We start from the raw sequence: 10,564 nt of genomic DNA on the forward strand, positions 1-10,564 counted from the left end.
CGACCGGGACCTGGTGCTGGTCCCCACCGAACCCGCCGACGTGGTTGCGGCCCTAAAGCCCTTGCGCCGCATCGGCTACGACCGGGTGACCGGCTACCTGGGCGGCGGGATGCACGCCTGGGAGACCACGGGGCGCGAGCTCGACGCCGTCGGGGTGCTGACCGCCCGCCAGCTCCAGGACGCCCTGGCCGACGTCGAGCCCCCGGTGGTGCTCGACGTGCGCAAGCCCGAGGAGTTCGAGGCGGGCCATCTGCCGGGCGCGGTGCACGTGTTCCTCGGCCACCTGCCTGACCGGCTCGACGCCGTGCCCGAGGGCCGGCCCGTGGTCACCTTCTGCGGCAGCGGCCGGCGGGCGAGCATCGCCGCGTCGATCCTGAAGCGCAACGGCTACCCTTGGGTGGCCAACAACCTCGGCTCGGTGCAGGCCTGCCGGGCCGTGGGATGCGAGCTGGTGGAGGGATAGCACCTTGGTGGTGCGAGTCGCGTAGCGGGAGGACGACGTCACGCCGCCCCGGCGGCCGCGGAAGAGGAGCCACACCATGCACCAGAAGACGCGCGTGGCCATCGTCGGCGCCGGGAGCGCGGGACTCTCGGCGGTGAGCGAGATCCGGAAGCTGACCGACGACTTCCTTCTGATCAACGCCGGCCCCTACGGCACCACCTGCGCCCGCGTGGCATGCATGCCGTCCAAGGCGCTGATCGAGATCGCCAACGCCTTCCACCACAGGAATCGGTTCGAGACCATGGGCATTCGCGGGGCCGATGCCGTGCGCGCCGACGTGCCGGCGGTCCTGCGCCGGGTCCGGCAGCTGCGGGACGGGTTCGTCTCCGGCGTGGTCGAGAGCACAGAGGCGCTGGGAGACAAGAACGTACGCGGCCGAGCGCGCTTTCTCGAGCCCAACGTGCTCGAGGTGGAAGGTCGGGTCATCGAGGCCGAGCGGATCGTTCTCGCCACCGGGTCGAGCCCCGTGGTGCCGGAGCCCTGGCAGGCGCTCGGGAATCGGGTATTCACCAGCGACGAGATCTTCGAACGGGACGATCTGCCCCGCCGGGTCGCCGTGGTGGGGCTGGGGGCGGTGGGCCTTGAGCTCGCCCAGGCCATGGCGCGCCTCGGCGGCGAGGTGACCGGCCTCGACACCGCTCGAACCCTGGGCGGCCTGACCGATCCTCGGGTCGCCGAGGTCCTGGTGGAGACCCTGGAGCGGGAGTTCGCCGTTCACCTGGGCCAAGAAGCCGAACCAGAGCTCCGGGGGAACGAACTGTGGATCGCCATCGGAGAGCGTCGGATCCCTGTGGACGCCGTGCTGATGGCCGTGGGGCGGCGCCCCAACCTGGACGACCTGGGGCTCGAGGCGCTCGGCGTGGAACTGGGCGAGGGCGGGGTGCCGCGCTTCGACCCGGAGACTCTGCAGGTGGGCGACCTCCCGGTGTTCCTGGCCGGGGACGCCAACGGCCACCGCCCCATCCTGCACGAGGTCGCGGACGAGGGGCGCATCGCCGGCTACGGGGCGGTGCGGGACGACGGCACCTGCTTCGCCCGCCGGGTGCCGCTGCGCCTCACCTTCTGCTCCCCCAACGCGGCGGTGGCGGGAACGGCGTGGGGGCAGCTCCCCGAGGCGGACGTGGTGGTGGGCGCGGCGGACTTCGGCGGACAGGGGCGCGCCCGCATGGCCGGGCAGGACCGGGGGACGCTGCGGGTGTACGCCTCCTCCCCGGAGGGAACGGTCCTGGGGGCCGAGATGGCCGTCCCGGCGGGAGAGCACCTGGCCCACCTGGTGGCCTGGGCGGTCGACCGGGGGGAGACGGTCTGGTCGCTCCTGCGCAAGCCCTTCTACCACCCCACCTACGAGGAGGGGCTGCGCAGCGCCCTGCAGGACGCGGCCGCCCAGCTCGAGGGTCCGGGCAGCGCGGAGCTGCTCCTGTGCGAGGCGGCGCCCCACGAGGCGCTGTGCTGAGGGCTGGGGGAGGCGTCAGTCGCCGGGCGCCGTCGCGTTCGCGCCCAGGTCCCACTTCCGGGTCTTCCCGGCTTCGATCTCGCAGACCTTCCCCTTCACCGCGACCCGGATGCACCGTTCGGTACAGCGCAGGGCCGTGACCTTGAGCTTGCTCCCGTCGATCTCCAGGCCCAGGCTGTGGCCCCGGTAGCGCAGGTCCATCCGCAGGCTCTCCAGCTCGTCGGGCAGCAGGGGGTTGAGCCAGAGCACGTCGCCCCGGGTCTCCAGCCCCGTGTAGCACCGCCGGATCAGGTCCACCGTCCCCGCCATGGCGCCCAGATGGATTCCCTCCGGCGTCGTCCCACCCTGGATGTCCGCCACGTCGCTGTGGAGGGCCTCGCGAAAGAGGTTCCAAGACCTCTTCCGGTCGGACCGGGCCAGCACCCAGGAGTGCACCACCCGGCTGAGGGAGGAGCCGTGGGAGGTCCGAGCCATGTAGTAGGCGATGTTCTTGGGAATGGTCTCTCGGGCGAAGCAATACCCCAGGGCCTCGAAGAGCTCCCTCAGCTGCTCTGCGGAAAACAGGTAGAACAGCATCAGCACGTCCGCCTGTTTCGAGGCCTGGTACCGGTTCGGGGTGTCGTCCTCCGCCTCCAGGATCCGATCGAGACGTTCGATGTTCCCGTACTTCTCTCGATAGCCTTCCCAGTCGAGCTCCGCCAGGTTCTCGTACCCCTCGAACTGGCTGATGATGCCGTCCCCGTGGAAGGGCACGAACATCCGGCTCGCGATGTCCTCCCACCGCCTGAGCTCCTCGGGGGCCAGGCCCAGGACCTGCCGCAGCTCCTCGCTTCGGTTCTCCGGAAGGACGTCGAGGGCCTGCGCGGCAGCCCTCAGCACCCAGACCGCGAAGACGTTGGTGTAGGCGCTGTTGTTCAGGCCAGGCTCGTCCGCGTCGGGGTAGCCGTCGTGGTACTCGTCGGGTCCCATCACCCCCCGGATCTCGTAGCGCTCCCGGCCGGGGTTGTAGGTGGTCAGGCTCGCCCAGAACCGGGCGATCTCCAGCATCATCTCCGCCCCGTAGGCATAGAGGAACTCCATGTCCCGCGTCGCCTGGTAGTACTGCCACACGTTGTAGGCGATGGCCGCGTTCACGTGCCTCTGGAGCCGGCTGTTGTCGGGAATCCAGCGGCCGGACTTGGGGTTGAGGTGGAGCCGCTGGCTCTCCTCGCGCCCGTCGCTCCCGCTCTGCCAGGGGTACATGGCGCCGCGGTAGCCCGCCTCCCGGGCCGACGCCCGGGCCTCGCCGAGCCGGCGGAACCGGTACATCAGCAGCGAGCGGGTGATCTCGGGCAGCCGCAGGTTGAAGAAGGGAAAGATGAAGAGCTCGTCCCAGAAGATGTGGCCCCGGTAGGCTTCCCCGTGCCAGCCCCGGGACGGGACCCCCACGTCGAGGTCCATGCTGTGGGGGGAGACGCTCTGCAGCAGGTGGAAGATGTGCAGGCGCAGGATCCGGGCGGTCCAGGCGGCGTCGGCCCCTTCGCTCAGCCCGAGGCGCAGATCGAAGCGACTCCACAGGTGCTCCCAGGCCCCCACGTGATCGTGGAGGAGCTCGTCGAAGCTCCCGGCCCGGGAGACCTCGATGCGGGCCGCCAGGCCGCACTCGGAGATCGCCCGGTCGCGGGAGTCGAACAGGGCGACCACCTTCTCCACCGTGACCTCGCCGCCCTGGGACAGGGGCACGGCGATGGAGTGGCACGCGTATCCCTCCCGGATCACCCGGCCCCGGTCGGCCAGCACCCGCTCGCCCCCCCGGCGCACCCGGGTCCGGACCGCCAACGCGACCTCCCGCCGGGATTGGACGGTCCGCGACTTGAGGAAGAGGGTCTCCTCGTCCACTTCCTCGGAGGCCACGGCTTCCAGGTGGCGGCCATCGAGTGGCCGGTAGCGCTCCACGCCCCGGTTGACTACCCGCCCGTCCAGGGCGCTTCGGAGTTCCACGGTCCCCGACCAGTTCTCGGCGGTGAGGGTGGTCTCCAGTGCCGCCAGGTGGGTGTTGCCCATGTGGACCAGCCGCCGTTCCGAGAGCCGGCTCACGCGCCCCGCCACGTCCCGGAACCGGATCTCCCGCTTGAGCACCCCGTGCTTCAGGTCCAGCTCCTGGCGGTAAGAGAGCACCTCCTCCCGCGCCAGCTCGAACCAGCTTCCCCCGTCGACCCGAAAGGTGAGGGGCAGCCAGTTGGGAAGGTTTACCAGGTCCTCGTTCTCCACCACCCGGCCGGAGATCTCGGTCTGCAGGCGGTTGTAGCCGCAGGCCAGGTAGGTGCCCGGGTAGTGCACCTCGTCCAAGCCCGCCTCCGGAGCCGCCCCCCGGGTGGCGAAGTACCCGTTGCCCAGGGTGCAGAGCGCCTCCCGCAGCTTCTCCTGGTCCGGATCGAAGCGGTCGTAGACGAGGGTCCAGGGGCTCATCGGGGTTTTCTCTCCAGGTGCGAGGCGAGCTCCTCCAGGAAGCGGCAGACCTCCTCCGCGCTCTCCAGGGCGTAGCGGGCCCAGGTGGTCCGGGGCTCGTCCCGGACCAGGATGCCCACCCCCCGCTCCCGCAGGGCCCGGAAGGCGTCCTCGTCGGTGACGTCGTCCCCCAGGTAGAGAGGGACCCGAGCAGGCTCGTCCAGTCCCAGGCGCTCCAGGAGCCACAGGACGGCTCGGCCCTTGTCCCAGTCCACGTCGGGGCGGAGCTCGAAGATCTTCTTGCCCGTGCTCTTGCGCAGCCGGGGATGCTCGGCCAGCACGCGATCCACCGCCGCCTCCACCTCCGGCTCCCGCCCCGGGGAGGCCGCGCGGAAATGGACGGCGACGGCGTACTTCTTGCGCTCCACCCAGACCCCCGCCAGGCCGTCCAACTGCCGCTGCAGGGCGTCTCCGGCCGCCTCCAGGGCGGGGAGGAACGGCTCGCCCACGGTGTTCTCGAGGCCGCGATGCTCCGGGTCGTGCAGGTCGAAGCCATGGCTCCCCGCGTAGACCAGGTCGTCCAGGCCCACCATCTCGCGCACGTCGGGCAGGTCGCGGCCGCTCACCACCGCCACCGGGCACAGCCGGGAGAGCCGCCGCACCGCTCGCCGGGCGCGGTCGCCCAGGACCGCCTCCGCCGGGTCGTCTGCGATGGGGGTCAGGGTGCCGTCGTAGTCGAGGAAGGCCGCCACCCCCTCGGCTTCGCCCACGATCCCCGCCGCTGCCCCCAGGGCCGAGGGGAGCTCCGCCGCCGGCGCCGGGGCGTCGGGGTCCACCCGCACAGACGCGAACCCCTCGACCACAGAGTCCGCCCCGCTCTCCCGCAATTGCTCCCCTCCCCCTTTCCGGGCCACGCCCACGACCAGGCCGAAACCGCCCCGCCGGCCAGCCTCCACCCCGGCCCGGGCATCCTCCCAGACCACCCCCCGCTGGGGCTCGGCGCCCACCCGCCGCGCGGCCTCCAGGAAGAGATCCGGCGCCGGCTTGCCCTGGAACCCCAGTCGCGCCGCCTCCACTCCGTCCACCCGGACCGGGAAACGATCCACCAGGCCCGCCGCCTCAAGCACCGCCTCGCAGTTGCGGCTCGAGGAGACCACGGCCAGGCGAAAGCCCGCTGCCGCCAGCCCCTCGAGGAGGGGACCGACGTCGCCAAACACCTCCACCCCGTCTCGCGCCAGGCGCGCCCGGAAGAGCTCGTTCTTCCGGTTCCCCAGCCCGCACACCGTCTCCCGGTCCGGCGCGTCGTCCGGCTCGCCCCGGGGCAGGTCGATGCCGCGGGCCTGGAGGAAGCTGCGCACGCCATCGTACCGGGGCTTGCCGTCCACATAGCGCCGGTAGTCCTCGTCGGGGTCGAAGGGGCGATGCTCCCTACCCTCCCGCTTGCCCCGCGCCTCCAGGTACGCGTCGAACATCTCCTTCCACGCGGCCGCGTGCACCCGGGCCGTATCGGTGAGGACCCCGTCCAGATCGAAGATGGCCGCGTCGTAGTCACGGCGGCGAAGGACAAGGACAGGCATGAGCTCCGCTTCTTCCGAACGGAAACGCGCCTTCGAGCAGGGGGCGAGCAGCCGCCGCCCCTCCCGTCGTTGCGAGCCCCGAGGGTCGGGGGGCAGCCACCCGTACAACGGGCTCGCGGTCCGGCGCCGCACCCCGCGGGGCGTCCCGATCTCTGGCCACGGGAAGCGAAGATAGTGGAGGGCGAGGGATTTTCCAGAAGGCCCGCAGCCAATGAACCGAGTGGCCCCCAAAAATATCCTATGGTCTCAAACAACGAAGAACTGCGGCCTTACCGGGCCGAGCCGTTCGACATGGCCCCCAGGGGGGAGTAGCGTGGACCCATGCGACGAGTCTTCCACCCCGGCACCGTCTCGATGGCTCTCGCCTTCTGCGCGGCTCTCGCGGCCCGCGCGGCCGTATCTGCTTGGGCGGGGAGCCCGGAGTCGCCGCCGCCCCCAAGCGCTGCAGGGGACGCCTCCGCCGCGGCCCCGATCCCCGGCGGTCTGATGGTCCGCTCCGAGAGCTCGCCGGCGCAGGTGTGGGCCGAAGTGGAGGGGGTGCTGCCGTTCCCCTTCGAACCCGTTTCCCGGACCCTGGCGGAGCCGGCCGCCTGGTGCGGCTTCCTGGCGCTGCACTTGAACACCAAGGCTTGCGCGCACGGCGCGGCGGCGCAGGGCACCCCCTTGCTCGTCCTCTACTCGGGCCGCAAGCACTACGAGCCGCCGGACGACGCCTACCGCATGGATTACCAGTTCGAGGTCCGAGAGCGCGAGGACGGCGGGGTTCGGGTCTCGCTGCAGGCGGACGAGGGCCCGTTGGGCACCGAAGATCACCGGATCGAGGTCCGGGCTGCTCCCGCGCCGGAGGGGACCTCGGTGCATATCCGCAGCTCCTACGTGCCGAGCTTCCTCAGCAGGGCCAGCACCGGCGTCTACCTGGCAACCCTGGGGCGGGGCAAGGAAGGATTCTCCCGCACCGCAGCTCCGGACACGGGGGAGAAGCGGCCGGTGGAGGGAGTGCGCGGCATCATCGAGCGCAACGCGGTGCGCTACTACCTGGCCCTGGAAGTATTCCTGGAGACCCGCTCCCTCCCGCCCGGAGAGCGCCTCGAGACCAGGCTCCGGACCTGGTTCGAGCGCACCGAGCGCTACCCGCAGCTCGAGGAACTGAGCCGGGAGGAGTACCTGGAGAGCAAGCGCCGGGAGCAACGCAACCAGTCGCACCTCCAGCAGACCATGGACGCCTCGGGCCCTGGCGCGCTCCCCGGTTCCTGACCCACCCGGATGCCGGAGCCGAACTACGTCGCTTTGTCTACGAGCCCGAATTGCGGGGCCGGGATCGGAACCGTCCGACGCGGCTCTTCCTCTTCCGACTCTCTGACGGCCTTTCGGCCCGGAGGCACGCTCGGATACCCCGGGGGGGGGCGCCTTGAAACCCGCACCGCGCCTGGTATGAAGGGACCCCAAGGCGCCCCCTGCGGGTCACTCGGAGGGCTCCTGGCCGCAGCGCCCGCGCCCACCACCGCTCCGCCGGAGGGAAGCCCATGGTCGGTCCCGCCCGCTCCGCCTGTCGCTGTCACGCCCACCGGGATACAGATCTCGCGGGGGCAGAGCCCCATCTCGGGCCGGCCGGCCTCACCCGCCGCGGCTTCATGACCGCCCTGAGCGCCGGCGCGGTGGGCCTGGCGGCAGGAGGGGGCTCCGGCCACGCCGCTCCGGTCGCGGACCCGCCGGCAGAGTCTTCCGTGCGGGTGCGGCTCCAGGTGAACGGCCGCTACCAGGAGCTCCTGGTGGAGCCGCGCTGGTCGCTGCTGTTCGTGCTGCGGGAGCGCCTGGGCCTCACCGGCACCAAGGTGGGCTGCGGGCGCGGCGAGTGCGGCGCCTGCACCGTGCTCCTGGAAGGAGTACCCCGCTACGCCTGCCTCACTCTGGCGGTGGAGGCCCAGGGCTTCGAGGTGACCACCGTGGAGGGGCTCCTGCGCGGCGAGGAGCTGGGGCCCACCCAGCAGGCCTTCGCGGAGCACGACGCCTTCCAGTGCGGCTACTGCACCCCCGGCCAGATCATGGCCGTCGAAGGCCTCCTGCGGCAGACGCCCGAGCCCTCGCCAGCGGAGATCCGCCGCGGCGTCTCCGGCAATCTCTGCCGCTGCGGCGCCTACGCGAACATCTTTCGAGCGGCCGAAAGGGCGGCGGAGCTCAAGCGCGGGGGAGGTGGCTGACCCATGGCCGAGAACCGGGACTACTACGTGAAGGACCTGGAGGTCCCCGAGACCCCGCCCGCGGGCCAGGAGCCGGCCCCCTGGGGGCAGACCGTGGTGGTGGGCGGCCGTCGGCCCCGGGTGGATGCCTACGAGCGGGTGAGCGGCACCGCGGTCTACCCCTCGGACGTGCTCCTCCCCCACATGCTCTACGGCGCAGTGCTGCGCTGTCCCCATCCCCACGCCACGGTCCGCTCGGTGGACGCCTCGGCCGCCGAGGCCCTGCCCGGGGTCCACGCCGTGCTCACCGGCGAGAGCCCCGAGGCGGCCGGCGTGCGCTGGGCCTACTCCCCCGACCACGTCCTGCCCCTCTTCGACCCCCACTGCCGCTACGAGGGCGAAGCGGTGGCCGCGGTGGCGGCCGAGACACCCCACCGGGCCCAGGATGCCCTGCGGGCCATCCGGGTGGAGTACGAGGTGCACCCCTTCGTCTCCGACGAGCGCGGGGCCCTGGCCGAGGGGGCGCCCCCGGTGCACCCGGGGGGCAACCGGCGCAAGACCGACCGCTACGTCCGAGGCGACGTGGAAGCGGGCTTCGCCCAGGCGGACGCCACGGCGGAGCTCTCCTTTCGCACCGAGGCGGAGCTCCACACCCCCCTGGAGCTGCACGGGTGCGTGGCCCGCTGGGACGGGGACCGGCTCACCCTGTGGGAGTCCACCCAGGGCGTCTTCGCGGTTCAGGAGCAGGTGGCCCGGGCCCTGGACCTGCCCCTTTCCCAGGTGCGGGTGATCGGGCACTACGTGGGGGGGGGCTTCGGCAGCAAGCTCCAGGCCGGCAAGTACTCGGTGATCGCGGCGCTCCTGGCCAAGCGCACTGCCCGGCCGGTGAAGCTCTTCCTCAGCCGGGAGGAGACCATGCTCTGCGCAGGCAACCGCCCGCCGGCCAACATGACCCTGAAGGCCGGGGGCCGCAGGGACGGCACCCTGACCGCCCTGGAGTTTCGGGCCACCGGCACCGGGGGCGCCTACCCGGCGGGGGGGACCTCGCTCCTGGACTGGCTGGTGCGGGACCACTACACCTGCCCCCACGTGGCCACCGAGACCACGGACCTCTACATCCACGCCGGCCCGGCGCGTCCCTTCCGCGCCCCCGGCCACCCCCAGTGTGCGTGGGCCCTGGAGCAGACCCTGGACGCCCTGGCCGAGAAGCTCGGGCTGGACCCGGTGGCACTGCGCCTGGCCAACATCCCCACGGTGAGCCAGGCCCGAAAGGGAAATCCCCCCTACACCACCACGGGACTTCGGGAGTGCATCGAGCGCGGCGCCCGGGAGTTCGGCTGGGAGGAGGCGCGCCGGCGCACCCGGGAGCAGACCGACCCGGTGCTCCGCCGGGGGGTGGGGATGGCCTCCACCCTGTGGTTCGCCGGCGGGGGCGGCCCGCCCTCCACCGTGACGGTCAAGCTCTACTCCGACGGCTCGGTGAACCTCAACATGGGGGCGAGCGACATCGGCACCGGCACCAAGACGGTGATGGCCCTGGTGGTGGCCGAGGAACTGGGAGTGCTCCCCGAGCTCGTGCAGATCGAGCACGCCGACACCGCCACCACCCAGTACGCCACCCCCAGCGGGGGCAGCAAGACCGTGCCCACCGAGGCGCCCACCGTGCGCGCCGCCGCCGTGGAGGTGAAGCGCCAGCTCCTGGCCTGGACCGGCGAGGAGCTGGGGATCGAGCCGGACCGGCTGCGCTTCCGGGGGAATCGGGTCGAGGCGGCAGACGACCCCTCCCGCTCCCTGCGGGTCACCGAGATCCCCCGGCTCAAGAAGCGCCGGGTGGCGGTGGGAGTGGCCCACCGCGGCCCCAACCCCCAGGGCGTGGTGGTCAACCCCTTCGGCGCCCAGTTCTGCGAGGTGGAGGTGAACCTGCGCACCGGGGAGATGCGGCTACTGCGCTTCGTGGCCGTGCACGACAGCGGCCGGGTGATGGACCGCCTGACCTTCGACAGCCAGGTCTTTGGGGGCATCGTCATGGGGATCGGCCTGGGCTGCACCGAGGTCCGCCAGCTCGACCACGGCCAGACCGGCAAGCTGGTGAACAAGAACTGGCACGACTACAAGCTCCCCACCGCCCTGGACGTGCCCGAGGAGACCCTCTCCAGCCCCCTGGACCGCCCCGACCCCGCGGCCAACGCCAGTGGCGCCAAGGGGCTCGGGGAGCCGGTGACCATCCCCACCGCGGCCGCCGTCGCCAACGCCGTCTGCGACGCCACCGGCGCGCGGGTGACCACCAGCCCGATCAACCCCCTCACCCTGAGCCGCCTCCTCGCCGAGCGCCGCGAAAGGAGCTCGCCATGATCCCCGAGTTTCGCTACGCGCGCCCCCGCTCCCTGGCCGAGGCGGTGGACCGGCTCGGCCAGGGCGACGCCCGCGT

General features: G+C 72.1%; 7 protein-coding genes. 5 read left to right on the forward strand and 2 right to left on the reverse strand.

What is annotated here, in order from left to right; genetic code table 11:
- Positions 1–463, forward strand: a 463-nt coding sequence (locus AB1578_18275; GenBank protein MEW6489841.1) for a rhodanese-like domain-containing protein, incomplete at its 5' end; no start/stop codon positions are given.
- Positions 464–539: 76 nt separating this feature from the next.
- Positions 540–1,955, forward strand: coding sequence for a dihydrolipoyl dehydrogenase (locus AB1578_18280; GenBank protein MEW6489842.1), 1,416 nt, complete (start codon positions 540–542; stop codon positions 1,953–1,955).
- 15 nt (positions 1,956–1,970) lie between these two features.
- On the opposite strand, the gene AB1578_18285 is transcribed toward AB1578_18280, so the two are convergent.
- The gene (locus AB1578_18285) at positions 1,971–4,403 is read right to left on the reverse strand and encodes a glycosyl hydrolase family 65 protein (protein ID MEW6489843.1); all 2,433 of its coding nucleotides are present in this window, start codon (positions 4,401–4,403) and stop codon (positions 1,971–1,973) included.
- A complete protein-coding gene (gene otsB, locus AB1578_18290; protein MEW6489844.1) occupies positions 4,400–5,959 on the reverse strand; it encodes a trehalose-phosphatase in 1,560 nt (519 codons plus the stop codon). Before otsB ends, AB1578_18285 begins: the two co-directional genes overlap by 4 nt.
- Before the next feature lie 486 nt (positions 5,960–6,445).
- On the opposite strand from otsB, the gene AB1578_18295 reads away from it, so the two are divergent.
- From AB1578_18295 to AB1578_18305, 3 genes are all read left to right on the forward strand, one after another.
- Entirely contained in the window at positions 6,446–7,213 is a 768-nt protein-coding gene (locus AB1578_18295) for a hypothetical protein (GenBank protein ID MEW6489845.1), read from the forward strand.
- Positions 7,214–7,482: 269 nt separating this feature from the next.
- Positions 7,483–8,157, forward strand: a complete 675-nt coding sequence (locus tag AB1578_18300) for a (2Fe-2S)-binding protein (GenBank protein ID MEW6489846.1) — start codon at positions 7,483–7,485, stop codon at positions 8,155–8,157.
- A 3-nt stretch (positions 8,158–8,160) separates the two neighbouring features.
- Positions 8,161–10,488 (forward strand): xanthine dehydrogenase family protein molybdopterin-binding subunit, encoded by a 2,328-nt coding sequence (locus AB1578_18305; GenBank protein MEW6489847.1) that lies wholly within the window; start codon positions 8,161–8,163, stop codon positions 10,486–10,488.
- Positions 10,489–10,564: the final 76 nt, after the last annotated feature.

It is taken from the genome of Thermodesulfobacteriota bacterium (genome assembly GCA_040756475.1).
GTDB lineage: Bacteria > Desulfobacterota > Deferrisomatia > Deferrisomatales > JACRMM01 > JBFLZB01.

Excerpts from the sequence above, each read along its gene's own strand:
- otsB (MEW6489844.1), bottom strand. The coding sequence starts at position 5,959 with ATGCCTGTCCTTGTCCTTCGCCGCCGTGACTACGACGCGGCCATCTTC.
- AB1578_18295 (MEW6489845.1), top strand. The coding sequence starts at position 6,446 with ATGGTCCGCTCCGAGAGCTCGCCGGCGCAGGTGTGGGCCGAAGTGGAG.
- AB1578_18300 (MEW6489846.1), top strand. The coding sequence starts at position 7,483 with ATGGTCGGTCCCGCCCGCTCCGCCTGTCGCTGTCACGCCCACCGGGAT.
- AB1578_18285 (MEW6489843.1), bottom strand. The coding sequence starts at position 4,403 with ATGAGCCCCTGGACCCTCGTCTACGACCGCTTCGATCCGGACCAGGAG.
- AB1578_18305 (MEW6489847.1), top strand. The coding sequence starts at position 8,161 with ATGGCCGAGAACCGGGACTACTACGTGAAGGACCTGGAGGTCCCCGAG.
- AB1578_18280 (MEW6489842.1), top strand. The coding sequence starts at position 540 with ATGCACCAGAAGACGCGCGTGGCCATCGTCGGCGCCGGGAGCGCGGGA.